Annotated in this window: 13 protein-coding genes; 4 read left to right on the plus strand and 9 right to left on the minus strand. The window is 70.1% G+C overall.

All coding sequences use genetic code 11. The features are described 5' to 3' along the window. The first annotated feature begins 58 nt into the window (after window positions 1-58). Window positions 59-1456, plus strand: coding sequence for a fibronectin type III domain-containing protein (locus tag AC068Z_RS10155; RefSeq protein ID WP_478554166.1), 1398 nt, complete (start codon window positions 59-61; stop codon window positions 1454-1456). A 57-nt stretch (window positions 1457-1513) separates the two neighbouring features. On the opposite strand, the gene AC068Z_RS10160 is transcribed toward AC068Z_RS10155, so the two are convergent. From AC068Z_RS10160 to AC068Z_RS10190, 7 genes are all read right to left on the minus strand, one after another. Then, window positions 1514-1813, minus strand: coding sequence for a hypothetical protein (locus tag AC068Z_RS10160; protein WP_478554168.1), 300 nt, complete (start codon window positions 1811-1813; stop codon window positions 1514-1516). After that, complete coding sequence (locus AC068Z_RS10165; protein WP_478554169.1) at window positions 1813-5301, minus strand: DNRLRE domain-containing protein; 3489 nt, start codon at window positions 5299-5301, stop codon at window positions 1813-1815. Before AC068Z_RS10165 ends, AC068Z_RS10160 begins: the two co-directional genes overlap by 1 nt. Window positions 5302-5482: 181 nt before the next feature. Continuing rightward, window positions 5483-5932 carry a heat shock protein transcriptional repressor HspR gene (locus tag AC068Z_RS10170; RefSeq protein ID WP_478554171.1) on the minus strand — a complete coding sequence of 150 codons (450 nt, stop codon included), beginning with the start codon at window positions 5930-5932 and terminating at the stop codon, window positions 5483-5485. Window positions 5933-5938: 6 nt separating this feature from the next. Then, entirely contained in the window at window positions 5939-7117 is a 1179-nt protein-coding gene (gene dnaJ, locus AC068Z_RS10175) for a molecular chaperone DnaJ (protein ID WP_478554172.1), read from the minus strand. Between the two features lie 36 nt (window positions 7118-7153). After that, the gene (grpE, locus tag AC068Z_RS10180; protein WP_478554173.1) at window positions 7154-7807 is read right to left on the minus strand and encodes a nucleotide exchange factor GrpE; all 654 of its coding nucleotides are present in this window, start codon (window positions 7805-7807) and stop codon (window positions 7154-7156) included. Continuing rightward, a complete protein-coding gene (gene dnaK, locus AC068Z_RS10185; RefSeq protein WP_478554174.1) occupies window positions 7804-9648 on the minus strand; it encodes a molecular chaperone DnaK in 1845 nt (614 codons plus the stop codon). Before dnaK ends, grpE begins: the two co-directional genes overlap by 4 nt. Before the next feature lie 94 nt (window positions 9649-9742). Beyond that, complete coding sequence (locus tag AC068Z_RS10190; protein WP_478554175.1) at window positions 9743-10762, minus strand: MraY family glycosyltransferase; 1020 nt, start codon at window positions 10760-10762, stop codon at window positions 9743-9745. Between the two features lie 229 nt (window positions 10763-10991). Between AC068Z_RS10190 and AC068Z_RS10195 the strand changes: the two genes are divergently transcribed. Next, window positions 10992-13274 (plus strand): (Fe-S)-binding protein, encoded by a 2283-nt coding sequence (locus AC068Z_RS10195; RefSeq protein WP_478554176.1) that lies wholly within the window; start codon window positions 10992-10994, stop codon window positions 13272-13274. A 130-nt stretch (window positions 13275-13404) separates the two neighbouring features. Further along, window positions 13405-13689 (plus strand): zinc-ribbon domain-containing protein, encoded by a 285-nt coding sequence (locus AC068Z_RS10200; RefSeq protein WP_478554177.1) that lies wholly within the window; start codon window positions 13405-13407, stop codon window positions 13687-13689. Here AC068Z_RS10200 and AC068Z_RS10205 read toward each other — a convergent pair. Both AC068Z_RS10205 and AC068Z_RS10210 read right to left on the minus strand, forming a co-directional pair. After that, entirely contained in the window at window positions 13683-14036 is a 354-nt protein-coding gene (locus AC068Z_RS10205; RefSeq protein WP_478554178.1) for an SCO4225 family membrane protein, read from the minus strand. The two genes, AC068Z_RS10200 and AC068Z_RS10205, sit on opposite strands and share 7 nt — an antisense overlap. Window positions 14037-14059: 23 nt before the next feature. Then, window positions 14060-14395, minus strand: coding sequence for an SCO4225 family membrane protein (locus AC068Z_RS10210; protein ID WP_478554179.1), 336 nt, complete (start codon window positions 14393-14395; stop codon window positions 14060-14062). A 175-nt stretch (window positions 14396-14570) separates the two neighbouring features. Here AC068Z_RS10210 and AC068Z_RS10215 point away from each other — a divergent pair, with 175 nt between their 5' ends. Beyond that, entirely contained in the window at window positions 14571-15860 is a 1290-nt protein-coding gene (locus tag AC068Z_RS10215) for an FG-GAP repeat domain-containing protein (protein ID WP_478554180.1), read from the plus strand. Window positions 15861-15948 lie beyond the last annotated feature (88 nt).

A 15948-nucleotide genomic window follows, 5' to 3' on the forward strand; every position in this document is an offset into this window, starting at 1 on the left:
CCAACCCGATCCTCCGTGAGTCGTGATCACGACAGTCCACGACCCACCAGAGGACCGAATGAACCCAGCCAGAAGCGCGGCCGTCACGGTCGTGCTCGCCACCGCGGCAGGCCTTGTCACCGCCGTCGCGGCACCCGCCTCCGCGGCGACCACCTGCACCTCCCCGGTCTTCAAGCGGACGTTCTACGCGAACACCACCTTCTCCGGCACACCGAAGAAGACCGACTGCGACAGCACGATCGACCAGAACTGGGGCACCGGCGCCCCGGCCACGGGTCTGCCGGGCAACGGCTTCGGCGTGCGGTGGAGCGTGACCCGGGACTTCGGGTCCGGCGGGCCTTTCACCCTCAGCGCCTCCGGGCTGGACGGCATCCGGGTCTACGTCGACGGCGACCTGAAGATCAACCTCTGGAAGAACGTCTCGACGACGGTGTCCAGGACGGTCAACCTCGACCTCCCCAAGGGCAAGCACGCCCTGCGGATCGACTACGTCAACTGGACCGGCTCCGCCAAGGTCAAGTTCGGTTACACGCCCCGCACTTCGGCCTCCGTCGACAAGGTCGCCCCGCTCACCCCGGCGGGCGCCGCCGTCTCCTACGACCAGGCCACCGGCAAGGCCGGGCTGACCTGGACGAAGAACAAGGAGATGGACCTCGCGGGGTACCGGGTCTACCGGCGGGCGAAGGGCGGCTCGTTCCCCGGCACTCCGCTGGCGACGACGACGTCGACGTCGTACACCGACGCGACCCTCCCCGTGACCGGCGCCGCCTACGAGTACACCGTCCGCGCCTACGACAAGGCCGGGAACGTGTCGTCGGGAACGGCTCCCCTGGCCGTCACCACCGCGGACCGGACGGCGCCGGGTGTGCCGGGCGGGCTGAGCGCGGCCTCCGAGATGGACGGGCTCCGGGTCAGGTGGACCGCCGTCGCGGGGGCGGACTCCTACCGGGTGTACCGGGCGACGACGGCGGACGGGACGTACACGAAGGTCGGCGCCACCGCCGAGACCTCCTTCGCCGACACCTCGACCACGGAGGACGCCACCTACCACTACCGGGTGACCGCACTCGACGCGGCGGGCAACGAGTCCGCGCGGTCCACCTCCGTCAGCGGCGAGGGCCCGGACCTCACCCCGCCGTCCGCGGTGACCGGGGTGACCGTCGTCCCGACCGAGTACGGCTTCCACGTCAGCTGGGACCCCAACCCCACGCCCGACCTGGCGCGTTACGTCGTCCGCCGGGGCGAGCTGTGGGGCGACGAGGAGGAGCGCGTGTGCTCCCTGTACCCCGGCTTCTACGTCTCCGCCGAGACCACCTCGTACGCGTACGAGACCGTCCCTGACGGCGAGGAGAGCTGCTTCATCGTCGACGCCGTCGACGACGACGGCAACTCCTCCTTCCAGTGGACCGGCGAGGCCCAGATCGTCATCGCGACGGAGCTGGACCTGACGCAGTAACCGGAAGAAGCCGGGCCCGTGGAGACGGGCCCGGCTTCCTTCACCGCTGGTGACGCCTCACCAGAGCGAGATGTACGGCGACATCGCCGGGTACCACGCCAGCGCGAGGCACGGCAGCAGGCACACCCGCGCCGCCGTCAGCGACCAGCCGACCCGCCGGGGCCACAGCTGCTCGCGCGTGACCAGGGCCAGGGTCAGCAGCAGCGAGACCGCGAGCCCGACGCTGGACCACTCCATGTACGGGACGTCCGCGAGGAAGACGTACGGGTCATCACGCCAGGTCCACAGGGTCCGGGCGACGAGAAGGGTCAGGACCGCCTCCGCGGCGACGATCCACACCTTGGGTCCCGGCCGCATCAGTACCACTCCGGCTGGGGACGGTAGATCCAGATCTTCATCTTCGGCTGGGCGCTCTTCTGGGCCGACAGGGCGCGGTACTTGTAGTTCTTGTTGTGCTGGGTCACGTAGATCTTCCCGTTGCTGATCTTGCTGATGATCGAGGCGTGGTCGACCTTTCCGTCGTTCGTCCAGTCGTAGAAGACGATGTCACCGGTGAACGCGTTGCTCGTGTTCCGCTTGGAGTGCAACATGTGCCGCTCCATGAAGGTCTTCAGGTAGGACGCGTTGATCCAGGTCCAGGTCTCGTCGTGGATCCAGTTGTTCGGCTTGCGCCACCAGTAGTCCTTGCTCTTGTGGTTCTCGTCCCCGGAGCCCTTCATCCTGATGCTGCCGCCATGGTGCATCGCCCGGGAGACGAAGTTGGTGCAGTCCTGGCCGTACATGGCCGGCGCGTTCCAGTTGCTCACGGCCCAGGTCGCCGCGCCGGTGCGCAGGTAGGAGCCGGCCTGCTGAGCCCCGTAGGCGACCTGCGTGGTGTCGCTGCCGGTGTCCGTGGAGTCGCCGTCGAACGCCGAGGGTTCGAGACCGTCCGCGGGGAGGCCCGCGTCGACGGCGTTGGCGAAGTCGTCCAGTGCGGCGGCGGTCGGCCGCACCACTACCTCCTTGGCGGACGCGGTGACCGCCGAGAGCAGCACCGGTTCCGCGCCGGCGGAGAAGGTGTAGCGCATCTCGGTCGCGCCGGTCTGGTCGGTCGGATCGGCGGTCGCGGTGCTGACGTCGGTGACGATGGTGTCCGCGGTGTGCACCGTCGCGCGCAGGGTGACCTTCGTGCCGTCGGCCGACGGGATGGCCAGGACGTCGGTGAAGGTGGCCTCGGGCGAGACGTTGTCCGAGTCGTCCTCGGAGCCCGCGACCCGCTCCCGCAGCAGCGCCTCCTGCTCCTTGGCGAGCCGGCCGGCGAACTGGGCGCCGTACGCGCTGTTGGCGGCGGCGTCGTTCGCGTCCACATAGCTGCCCTGGACGAGGCCGCCCCGGGCGGAGTGGTACGCCTGCACGGCCGTCGAGTACACGTCCGTACCGCCCGGCACGGCCGCCGGGACGATGCCGCCCGACGTGGCCGCCGGCCCGGTGCCGTAGGCGTTCTTGCCGGTCACCTTGAAGGTGTGGGTGACGTCTCCGGCGTCCGCGTTCAGGTCGTCGAAGACGGCCGCCAGGCCCGTAGTGGTCCTGGTGCCGACCGTCGTGCCGTCGGAGGCCAGCGCGGTGACGGTGTAGGTCACCACGTCGTCCGGCTCACCGGTGAACTCGGCCGCGGACCACGTCACCAGGGCGCCGTGCTCCCCGGGCACCGCCTTGAGGTCGGTCACCGCCGCGGGCGCGGTGCCGGTGGTGCCGGTGGGCGCGGGCTCCTCGGTCACGTCGAGCGTGAACGTCTGCAGCGCGCCGTAGGCCGAGCAGACGGCGCCCGCGCAGGCCCGCATCTTCCACCGGTACGTCGAGCCGTCGGTCAGCAGCCCGTCCGGAACCTTGGCAACCGCCCGGTCGCCGTCCTGCACGGAGGCGGTGAGGGGCTCGCCCACGGCGGTGCCGGAAGCGTCGTAGAGCAGGTACTCGGCGGACACGGCTCCCCGGCCGGCGGCCGAGACGATGCCGGTGAGCAGTGGCGTCGCGGTCTCGGTGGCACCGGTCGCGAGGTCGCTCGGCACCTCGGGCACGGCGGCCTTGGAGGTGTCGACGGTGAACGTCTTCCACGCGCTCCAGGCCGTCGAGTAGTCGGTCCCGTCGAAGGCCCGGGCCCGCACGCGCAGGTGCTTGCCGTCCGGCAGCGGGTTCTCCACCGGTACGGCGAGGGTGGCGACCTCCATGGTGTCGACGTACGGGGTGTCCGTGGTCAGCGTGTACGTCGTGTCGTTGTACGCCGGGTCCGGCTCGATGGCGTACTGGGCGCGCGCCCGCTGCGGATCGCCGTCGTTCACGAGCGTCGACAGCACGGGCGTGGTCGAGGTGACGACGCCGGTGCCGGTGACAGGGGCCGGCGTGGGGGCGGCCGGGACCTCCGGGTACGTGTTGTACGTGATCGTCAGGTGCGGTTCCGTCGAGCCGTCGCCGGAGACGTGGTTCGCGGAGTGGAAGCGCCGCCAGGTGTAGGAGTCGGTCTCGTCCACGCCCCGGACCATCAGGCCGTGGTTGGCGGTGCCGCTCGTCCACGCCTTGACGATGGTGTCGATGTCGAAGTTGAGCGTGCCGGCCGGGCAGTCCGCCGAGTAGCCCTTGGCCGCGGTGTTGATCACCTGTCCGGTGGTGGTCGCGGCCGGCGGGTCGGCCCAGGTGACCGCGGACGACGTCCAGGGCTCCGTGACCCGGCGCACGGCGGTGCCGGTGCCCACCGTGCAGGCGGAGGACCAGTACGAGTACAGGGCCAGGTTGGTGTCGATGACGTGGACGCCCTCGTAGCCCGACAGGTCGAACTTCAGGAAGGAGCGGGCGACGGTCCCGCCCGCGTTGTACGTGCCCGACTTCAGCTCGGTCGAGGAGACCTGGGAGTCCGGGTAGTTGGTGGCCACCCAGGTGTCGGTGCTGACCGCGAGCGTGGTGGTCGGGTCGACGGTGACCGGGTAGGTCAGTTCCTGCTCGAAGTAGGCGGCCTCGGGGCGCAGGACGAGGGTCTGCGAGCCGTCGGCCGCGGTCTCGATCTCGGTGTCCACCGCAGCGAGGTGCTTCGACTCGCCGGACCGCTTGTCGACGGAGGAGTCCCACATCATCGGCGCCGGGGCCTCGGCGACCAGCTTGCCCGCGCTGTTCTTCAGCAGCAGCCGCCCGGAGTCCGCCTCGGAGAGGGTCAGGCCCTCGAGGGTGACCGGGATGCGGTAGGTGAGGTCTTCGCTGGGCGCCTCGTCGAGGAGCACGTTCTGGGAGAAGCCCTGCTTGAGGGCGGTGACCGTCAGGGTCTGCCCGTCGCCCAGGTCGTAGGAGGCGGTGTCGTCCTGCACCGTCGGCGTGGGCAGGGTCTCCTCCCAGCCCAGCGCCATGGAGGCGCCGCCCTTGGCGACGGAGGCCAGCTTCCTGTCGCCGCCGTCGGAGACGGTGATGTCGGCGGCCGCCGTCTCCGGTTCCAGTGCCGTGCCCTCGTCGGCGAGCTCGGTGTCGATGTAACTCCAGGACCCGTCGGCCTGCTTGACCCGCACCGGCCCCGCGTAGGTCTCGGCGGTCAGCGTGCCGTCGGGGTTCACGTACACCGAGGAGGTCTCGGTGCGCTGGGAGAGCAGCTCGATGCGCCGGTTCTGGATCCTGGCGTTGCGCCGGGCGGCCTCCTCCTCGCTCAGCCCGAGCAGCTTGGCTATGTCGGGCTTGTCGTCGCCGAGCGTGACAGCCTGGGCGGGGCTGTTCACGATGGGGTCGGCGGCCGGCGCTGGGAGGGACGCGAGCGAGGGGTCGCCGGTGAGAAAGCCGGCCAGCGTCAGCGCCGCGGCGGCCTGGAGCCACCGTCTTCGGTTGGTGCGTGGCACTCCAACTCCTTGTCAGGGCCCCCTGTGGTCATGAGGGGGCGGAGTGCGAGGTATACCGGTGATCTTGGCCGGATGGAGATTATGTGACTGAAAAGTGATCATGTTCGGGGCGCCGCGTGGCGGAATGCCGAAGGGGCCGTGGGTGTGAAACCCACGGCCCCTTCCAGGATGTGATCCGGCGTCAGTCGTTCTGCTGTCGCTTCGGTCGCCACACGACCAGCGCGCTGGTCTGCTGCACCTCCTGGTACGGCACCAGGTCACGGCGGTACGAGGCGTGCACCGCGGCCTCCCGCTGCTGCATCGTGGCGGCGGCGCCGTCGAGGGCCGACTGGAGCTCGGCCACCCGGTTCTGCAGAGCGGCGACCTGGTTCTCCAGCTCGATGATCCGCTTGATGCCGGCCAGGTTGATGCCCTCGTCCTGCGACAACTGCTGGACGGTGCGCAGCAGTTCGATGTCGCGGGCCGAGTAGCGGCGGCCCCGGCCGGCCGTGCGGTCCGGAGACACCAGGCCAAGACGGTCGTACTGGCGCAGTGTCTGCGGGTGCAGGCCGGACAGCTGGGCCGCCACCGAGATGACGTAGACCGGGGTCTCCTCGGTCAGTTCATACGGATTGCGTCGACGGCCGTCCATCTGGCATCAAGCTCCCTTCGCGGCCTGGAACAGCTCCGCCCGCGGATCCTCACCCGCGGTCGCCTCGCGATACGCCTCAAGCGCGTCACGAGCCTTCCCCGTCACGTCCTTCGGGACACTCACCTCGACGGTGACCAGCAGATCCCCGCGGGTGCCGTCCTTGCGGACCGCGCCCTTGCCCCGGGCGCGCATGGTGCGGCCGTTGGGCGTGCCGGGCGGCAGCTTCAGGGTGACCGGCGGTCCGCCCAGGGTCGGGACCCTGACCTCACCGCCGAGAGCCGCCTCCGGATACGTCACCGGAACCGTCACCGTCAGGTTGTCGCCCTTGCGGCCGAAGACCGGGTGCGTGTCCACGTGCACCGTGACGTACAGGTCACCGGACGGGCCGCCCCGCTCGCCGGGCGCGCCCTTGCCGCGCAGCCGGATGCGCTGGTTGTCGCTGACCCCCGCCGGGATGCGCACCTGCATGGTCCGCGAGGACTTCGCGCGACCGCTGCCCTTGCAGACCTCGCAGGGGGTCTCGGCCATCAGACCGCGGCCCTTGCAGTCCGGGCAGGGGTCGGTCAGCGAGAATCCGCCGCCCGAGCCCCGGGCCACCTGTCCGGTGCCGACACAGGTCGGGCACACCCGCGGGTTGCCGTTCTTGTCGCCGGTGCCGGAACAGGCCTTGCAGGGAGCCTGCGAGGACATCCGCAGCGGAACGGTCGCGCCCTCGATCGCCTCGGTGAAGGTGAGCGTCACCTCGGTGTCGATGTCCTGGCCCCGCCGGGGCTGCACCCGGCCGGTGCCCGAGCCGCCCCGGTTGAACAGTCCCCCGAAGACGTCACCGATGCCGCCGCCGAAGCCGCCGGAGGCCCCGCCGCCCTGGGCGCCGCCTCCGAAGAGGTCGCCCAGGTCGAAGTTGAACGAGCCGCCGCCCGCCCCCGGCCCCGGACGGAACCCGCCGTTGCCGAAGAGGGCGCGCGCCTCGTCGTACTCCTTGCGCTTCTTGGGGTCGCCGAGGATGTCGTTGGCCTCGGAGATCTCCTTGAAGCGCTCCTCGGCCTTGGCGTTGCCCTTGTTGGCGTCCGGGTGGAACTCGCGGGCGAGCTTCCGGTACGCCTTCTTGATCTCGGCCTCGGTGGCGTCCTTGGGGACGCCGAGGACCTTGTAGTAGTCCTTCTCGATGAAGTCCTTGGTGCTCATCCCCGACGTCCCTCCTTCCTGTCGGAAACTACGACCTCAGCCCTCCTCAGGGCCGTTGTCCTTCTCCTCGGCGGCCTCGGACGCCTCCTCGGCCTTGACGGTCTGCGCGCCCGGCTGCGGTTCGGCGACGGCCACCCGCGCGGGGCGGATGGTGCGCTCGCCGATGCGATACCCCGGCTGGAGGATCGCGACGCAGGTCGTCTCGGTGACGTCCGGGGCGTAGCTGTGCATCAGGGCCTCGTGGATCGTCGGGTCGAAGGGCTCGCCCTCCTTGCCGAACTGCTGCAGACCCATCTTCGCCGCGACGGTCTCCAGCGACTCCGCGACGGACTTGAATCCGCCGAGGAGCTCGCCGTGTTCCCGGGCGCGGCCGATGTCGTCGAGCACGGGCAGGAGCTCGGTCAGGAGGTTCGCGATGGCGATCTCCCGCACCGTGATCCGGTCCCGCTCCACGCGGCGGCGGTAGTTCTGGTACTCGGCCTGGAGCCGCTGGAGGTCCGCGGTGCGCTCACCGAGCGCGGTACGGACCTGGTCCAGCTGCGCGACCAGAGCGGCATCTGCGGTTACGTCCCCGGCCGGGGCCGCCCCCTCACCGCTGGGCGGGGTGGCGGCCTTCGCCTCGGCGTCTTCGGGGGTGGCGCCGGAGGGGACGTCGGGCTTCTCCTCGAAGCCCGGGGTCTCCTCCGTCACGCGGCACCGTCCTTGCGCTCGTCGTCGACGATCTCGGCGTCGACGACGTCGTCGTCGGCCTTCGGGGCCTCGTCACCGGCGGCGGCACCGCCGGCGGCCTGGGCGCCCTGGGCGTCCGCGTACATGGCCTGGCCGAGCTTCTGCGAGACCGCGGCGACCTTCTCGGTGGCGGTGCGGATCTCGGCGGTGTCCTCGCCCTTGAGCGCGGCCTTCAGCTCCTCGACGGAGGCCTCGACCTCGGTCTTGATCTCGCCCGGGACCTTGTCCTCGTTGTCCTTGAGGAACTTCTCGGTCTGGTAGACGAGCTGCTCGCCCTGGTTGCGGACCTCGGCGGCCTCGCGGCGCTTGTGGTCCTCCTCCGCGTACTGCTCGGCCTCCTGGCGCATGCGGTCGACCTCGTCCTTCGGCAGCGAGGAGCCGCCGGTGACGGTCATCTTCTGCTCCTTGCCCGTGCCCAGGTCCTTGGCGGTCACGTGCATGATGCCGTTGGCGTCGATGTCGAAGGAGACCTCGATCTGCGGGACGCCACGCGGGGCCGGCGGCAGACCGGTCAGCTCGAACATCCCGAGCTTCTTGTTGTACGCCGCGATCTCGCGCTCGCCCTGGTAGACCTGGATCTGCACGGACGGCTGGTTGTCCTCGGCCGTCGTGAAGATCTCGGAGCGCTTGGTCGGGATCGTGGTGTTGCGCTCGATGAGCTTCGTCATGATGCCGCCCTTGGTCTCGATACCGAGGGACAGCGGGGTGACGTCGAGGAGCAGGACGTCCTTGACCTCGCCCTTGAGGACACCGGCCTGGAGCGAGGCGCCGATGGCGACGACCTCGTCCGGGTTCACACCCTTGTTGGCCTCCTTGCCGCCGGTCAGCTCCTTGACGAGCTCGGCGACGGCGGGCATGCGGGTGGAGCCGCCGACGAGGACGACGTGGTCGATCTCGCCGAGGGCGATGCCGGCGTCCTTGATGACGTTGTGGAACGGCGTCTTGCAGCGCTCCAGCAGGTCCGCGGTCAGCTGCTGGAACTGGGCGCGGGTGAGCTTCTCGTCGAGGTGCAGGGGGCCCTCGGCGGAGGCGGTGATGTAGGGCAGGTTGATCGAGGTCTCCGTCGAGGAGGACAGCTCGATCTTGGCCTTCTCGGCGGCCTCGCGGAGGCGCTGGAGGGCCATCTTGTCCTTGGACAGGTCCACGCCGTGGCCGGACTGGAACTGCTTGACCAGGTAGTCGACGACGCGCTGGTCCCAGTCGTCACCACCGAGGTGGTTGTCGCCGTTGGTGGCCTTCACCTCGACGACGCCGTCGCCGATCTCCAGCAGCGAGACGTCGAAGGTGCCGCCACCGAGGTCGAAGACGAGGATCGTCTGGTCGTCCTTGTCGAGGCCGTAGGCCAGGGCGGCCGCGGTGGGCTCGTTGACGATGCGCAGGACGTTCAGACCGGCGATCTCGCCGGCCTCCTTCGTCGCCTGACGCTCGGAGTCGTTGAAGTACGCGGGAACGGTGATGACCGCGTCGGTCACCTTCTCGCCCAGGTAGGACTCGGCGTCGCGCTTCAGCTTCTGCAGGATGAACGCGGACATCTGCTGCGGGTTGAAGGGCTTCCCGTCGAGCTCGACCTTCCAGTCCGTGCCCATGTGACGCTTGACGGAGCGGATGGTCCGGTCCACGTTCGTGACCGCCTGGCGCTTGGCGACCTCGCCGACCAGCACCTCACCGTTCTTCGCGAAGGCGACGACGGACGGCGTGGTCCTGGCACCCTCGGCGTTGGTGATGACGGTGGGCTCGCCGCCCTCCAGAACGCTGACGACGGAGTTAGTCGTGCCCAGGTCGATGCCGACCGCACGTGCCATGGTTGATTCCTCCAGCTGACTTGAGTGGAACGGACTCAAGTGTGCATGAGCCGCCCCGCTCGGTCAACAGACCTGAGTCTGTGAGGCTCAACTCTTATCCGTTCCTTACACGCAACTGCGGCCTGACCTGCACAGACGTGGTTCGCCGAGGCTGCGTCCGCTTGACTCTCAGCAGCAGGAGTACGGCGATCAGGGCGCCCGCCCCCACCCACCACACCCCCGAGGCGGCGAGCCATCCCAGGTGCACCAGCACCCCGGTGAGCACCCCGCCGAAGGCCCCGGCACCGAGGACGACGGTCGCGCCCTGCGGAGTCAGCCCGAGCCGCCGCAGCCGGTGGGCGAGATGGTCGGGGCCCCGGCGCAGCAGTGGCCGGCCGCCGAGCCGCCGCGCCAGGACGACCAGCACGACATCGGCGCTCGCGACGGCGGTGAGCGCGTACAGCACCCCGGCGCTCGTGGCCCCTTCGTGCCCCGTGCGGGTCAGCACGGCCGCCGCGGCGAGCACGAACCCGGCGAACAGCGAGCCACAGGCACCGAGGCCCACGCGCGCGGGATGCCAGTTGTGCATCAGGAACCCGGTGAGCGCGGCGGCCAGCACGCTCAGCAGCACCGCGAGCCCGTCCATCACCTCCGCCGCCGCACAGGCGCCGACCCCGAAGGCGGTGACCACCCCGACGGTCCCGGCGAGCGCGTCGGCGTGGTCCAGGGCCCGGAAGGCCAGGGTCACGGCCACGATCCAGCAGACGGCGGCGACACCGCCGGCCACCCCGGTCTCCTCGTGCGGCACCGCGCAGGCCGCCGCCACGGCCGTACCGCCGACCAGGAACCGCGCCTTGACCCGGCGCGCGTCGGCGACCAGGCCGAGGGCGGCGACGGCGGCGCCCGCGACCAGCAGCCGGGGGATGCCGGAGCCGAGCGGGGCGACGCCGGTCCAGTCGCCGGCCGCCGCGATCAGGCAGGTGACGAGGACGACGGCCGCGCCGCCGCCGAGCGGCAGGGCCCGCTGGCGCCGCCGGTCCAGCAGTCCCAGGCGCAGGGCGGGGGCGCGGACCAGGGCAGTGAGGACGGCGGCGAGGAGCAGGGCGGTGGTGGCGGCGGCGATCCCGTAGAGCACGGATCTAAATTAGTGGCGTAGGTACTAATTTGGCGTGAATAACACGATCGGTTCTTAAGGCAACCCTCAGCGACACAGATCACCGAGTGGCTGACTACAGTGCGACGGAGGATGCGGGTAGTCTCAGACGGACTGCATAAGTTACCGCTTAGTAATCTCGAAGCACCCTTTCGAAGCACCCTTCCGAAGAACCCCCTGAAGACCCCTCGCAGGCCCGAGGAGAGCCCCAATGCAACTCGCCGCGATCATCGTGTCGATGGTCCTCATGGCGGTCGGCATCGCCCTGTTCGGCCGAGCCGTCCTGCAGATCGTCCGCTTCATGATGCTCGGCCAGCCCCTCCCGGCCGGGACCCGGACCAACGACCCCGTCCTGCGGACCATCACCGTGGCCAAGGAGTTCCTCGGCCACACCCGGATGAACCGCTGGGGCGTCGTCGGCATCGCGCACTGGTTCGTGGCGATCGGCTTCTACACCCTGCTGCTGACGATCGTGAACGCCGTCGGCCAGCTCTTCCAGGCCGACTGGCTGCTGCCGATCGTCGGCGAATGGGCGCCGTACAACGTCTTCGTCGAGTTCATCGGCACCATGACCGTGCTCGGCATCCTGGTGCTGATCGTGATCCGGCAGCTGTCGCGGCCGGGCGGAGCGGGCCGCAAGTCCCGGTTCGCGGGCTCCAACACGGGCCAGGCGTACTTCGTCGAGACGATCATCCTCATCGTCGGCGTCTGCATCTTCATGCTGCACGCGCTCGAGGGCGCCCAGCACCACGTGGACAGCTACGAGGCCTCCTTCTTCATCTCGTACCCGGTGGTCTCCGCGCTGGAGGGCCTGGACCTCTCCACGCTGCAGAACCTCACCTACTTCTTCGCGGCGCTGAAGATCGCGGCCTCCTTCATCTGGATGATCACGGTCTCCCTGAAGACCGACATGGGTGTGGCCTGGCACCGCTTCCTCGGCTTCCCGAACATCTGGTTCAAGCGCAACGCCGACGGCGGCACCTCGCTGGGCGCGCTGCTGCCGATGACCTCCGGCGGCAAGCCGATCAACTTCGAGGACCCGGGCGAGGACGACGTCTTCGGCGTCTCCCAGGTCGAGCAGTTCTCCTGGAAGGGCCTGCTGGACTTCTCCACCTGCACCGAGTGCGGCCGCTGCCAGTCGCAGTGCCCCGCCTGGAACACCGGCAAGCCGCTCTCCCCGAAGCTGCTGATCATGTCGCTGCGGGACCACGCCCACGCCAAGGCGCCGTACCTGCTGGCCGGCGGCGGCAAGACGATGGAGGGCGAGGAGAAGGCGTCCGAGGAGCAGCTCAAGGACGTCCCTGCCACCGCCCTGGCGGAGGCCGAGCGGCCGCTCATCGGCACCGCCGAGGAGAACGGCGTCATCGACCCGGACGTCCTGTGGTCCTGCACCACCTGCGGCGCCTGTGTCGAGCAGTGCCCGGTGGACATCGAGCACATCGACCACATCGTCGACATGCGCCGCTACCAGGTGATGATCGAGTCCGCGTTCCCGTCCGAGGCGGGCACGATGCTCAAGAACCTGGAGAAGAAGGGCAACCCCTGGGGCCTGGCCAAGAAGCAGCGCCTGGAGTGGACGAAGGAAGTCGACTTCGAGGTGCCGGTCGTCGGCAAGGACATCGAGGACCTCACCGAGGTCGAGTACCTGTACTGGGTCGGCTGCGCCGGCGCCCTGGAGGACCGCGCCAAGAAGACCACCAAGGCCTTCGCCGAGCTCCTCCACATGGCGGGCGTCAAGTTCGCGATCATGGGCGGCGACGAGAAGTGCACCGGTGACTCCGCCCGCCGCCTCGGCAACGAGCCCCTGTTCCAGGAGCTCGGCATGGAGAATGTCGCGGCGCTGAACATGGCGTTCGGCGAGGAGATGGACGAGGACGGCAAGGTCACTCCGGAGTCGGCGAAGCCGAAGTCCGCGAAGAAGATCGTCGCCACCTGCCCGCACTGCCTCAACACGATCGGCAACGAGTACCCGCAGATCGGCGGCGACTACGAGGTCATCCACCACACCCAGCTCCTCCAGCACCTGGTGGACGAGGGCAAGCTGGTCCCGGTGACCCCGGTCGAGGGCATCATCACCTACCACGACCCCTGCTACCTGGGCCGCCACAACAAGATCTACACGCCTCCGCGCGAGATCATCGCCAGCGTCCCGGGCCTCAGGAACGAGGAGATGCACCGCCACAAGGAGCGCGGCTTCTGCTGTGGCGCCGGTGGTGCGCGGATGTGGATGGAGGAGCGGATCGGCAAGCGCATCAACAACGAGCGCGTCGACGAGGCTCTCTCCACCAACCCGGACATCGTGTCCACGGCCTGCCCGTTCTGCCTGGTCATGCTCACGGACTCGGTCAACGGCAAGAAGAACGACGGCAAGGCCAAGGAGTCGATCCAGGTCGTCGACGTCGCCCAGCTCCTGCTGGAGTCCGTCAAGACCCCGGTCGACCCGGAGGACGCGACGGAGCCGGAGAACGAGCCGGAGCCGGAGCCGGTGAAGTAGCGGCCCCTTCCGTACGCCGGACGCCCCCTGCCCGACCGGGTGGGGGGCGTCCGTCGTTGCTCGCGCAGTGCTCGTGCACATGGCCGAGGCGGGCAGTATGGAGAAGGAACCGATCGAGAGGGACCCTGAGATGATCATCTTTGGTACCAAGAGCTACCTCTACCAGCTGGCGATCCTCACGCTGGTCTGCGGGCAGTGCGGCAACCCCGCCGCGCACACCCTGCGCAAGCGGGTCACCAAGTTCACCCTGTTCTTCGTGCCGTTGTTCCCGTTCTCGACGAAGTACCAGACCCAGTGCACCTTCTGCGGCGCCGAGCAGCAGGTGACGAAGGAACAGGCGGAGCAGCTTCAGGCGCAGTCCGCCGGGGGCGGTCAGCAGCCGTACGGGCAGCCGCAGCGGCAGCCGTATCAGTGACCGGCGGGCCGGGGCCGCGGAGTGCGCAGGCCGCGGGCCAGCAGACCGAGCAGCCTGGCGTTGACCAGGCCGGCGGCCGCCGTGGCGGCGCTGAAGACGGCCGGGCTCAGCCACTCCACGCCCATGACGGGCGTGGTCACGAAGAAGGCCAGGAAGCCGAGGGGGGCCGTGGTCATGACCGGCCAGATCGCGGCGAATCCGGTGTCGGGCGTCAGGTAGGCCGCGTAGAGGAAGAAGCCGATCGAGGCCGCGACAACGGCGAGGTAGCCGCGCGAGAGCCAGTTGTCCGTCGCGGGCGCCAGCAGGGCCCGGATGCTACGGCGGCGAGGGCGGGCGGAACGCTCCATGTCAGGTCCTTTGCGGGGTCGGTTCACGCGTGCCGCGCGGCACGGCTGTCGCGGACGTGGTGGGTGAGGGCACCGAACGCGGCGGCGTTCACCAGCGCGCACAGCAGCAGCCAGACGGCCCCGCCGGACAGGGCGAGCACCTGGACCGCCCCGGTGGCATCGGCGCCGGGGTCGACCGGGACGAACATCGCCAGGCCGGCCCAGGGCGCCGTGAGCAGCAGCGGGAGCGAGGCCGCGAGGCTGTCCGGGGCGACGAGGGCGACGCCGACGGAGGCCGTGAAGAGCGCCCAGTAGCCCCGGGCCGCCCAGTTGTCCGAGGCCAGCGCGAGCAGCCGCCGTATTCGAGAGTCCTTGCCCATCGCGGGTCCCCCTGATGTCGGTCCGTGGGTTGACGCTGTCCACAGTGGACCGCCGAGAGCGGCCGGACATGAGTACGAGTACTCAGCGGCGGCCGTGCGCGGCACCTACCTACCCCTGTCGCCCTCTCTCGAACAGATGCATCATGGGGCGTTACTCCTGAGGCAGACGAGGTGCATGGTGCGCATACGGAACCGGTCCGCGGCTCTGGGCTGTTCCGCCCTGCTGCTCCTCGCCGCCTGCGGTTCCCACCCGGACACCGCGGCCCCGGTGCCCTCCCCCTCGGTCCAGGTCGCCCGCGGCCCGGCCCAGCTCCCGGTCCCCCGCGGCGACGGCAGTCGCACCCAGGACGACTTCAACGGCGACGGCCACCGCGACCTCGTCCTCGACGACCTGGTCAAGGCACAGGCGCACGCCGACGACCCCGGCATCGGCATCGTCTACGGCGGCGCCCGCGGACTCGTTCCCGGCACCCGGCGACTGCTCGGCCCCGAGCGGAACGCCGCCCCGGTCGACGGCCGGCTCCCCGCCCTCTTCGACGCCGAGGCGAGCTGCGACCTGGACGGCGACGGCTTCACCGACCTGCTCGTCTCCACCGATCCGCCCTACGACGGCCAGGGGCGGCCCCCAGTCCCGCTCCAGGTGCTGTTCGGCTCCCCGAAGGGCCTGACCGGCAAGGCCGTCACCCTCGTCGTCCCGGCCCGGGCGCGCGTCGGCAACGACTGGCCCGACTACCCGGTGTGCGGCGACTTCGACGGCGACGAGGCCGCCGACCTGGTCCTGCACGCCTCGGGCGGCCGGCTGAGCTTCCTGCGCGGCCCGTTCAGCCGCGAGGGCGCCCCCAGGGCCGCCACCGCACCGGTCGCCGCACTGGGCAACGTCCCCACCGGCCCCGCCGCCGACGTCGACCGCGACGGCTACGACGACCTGCTCGTCCGTACCGCCGAGGGAACCGGTCCCAGCGCCGTCGTCCTCGGCGGACCGGACGGCCCGGCCCGTACCGGCGCCGTCCTGCCCGCCGGCATCGACGTCGCGCTCGGCGCCTTCGGCAGGGGCACCGCGCTGGACGCGGCCGTCGGGGCCATGGGGGAAACGTCCCTGCGCTACGACCTGCCCACGGCCGTGCGCGGCACCCTCGGCTCCCCCGGCTCGATGCTGGACGCCGCCGACTTCGACGGGGACGGACTGAGCGAGCTGGTCTCCAGCGGCTCCCGGCTGCGGCTCTTCCCCGGCCGGACGACGGGCCCCTCCCCGGCCGGCCTCGTGACCGTCGAGCCGCCCGCGACCGGCACCACCCGCGTGCTGTCGGTCGCCGATCTCGACGGCGACGGACTGGCCGACCTCACGGTACGGACGTATCGGAGCGAAACGCGCGACACCGTCGCGGTGTATCCGGGGCGGAAGAAGGGCCTGGTCGCGCGTGAACCGGCGGTCACCTTCTCCACCGCCGCCTTCCTGAGCCACTGACGCGCCACCGGCTCACAGTTGGTTCAAAAATTTACCGAACTCACGTACAACCCTTGGTCATCTGTGCGGGTCTTGTGATCGCCGACCG

The sequence above is a fragment of the Streptomyces sp. NPDC043726 genome (assembly GCF_056436565.1).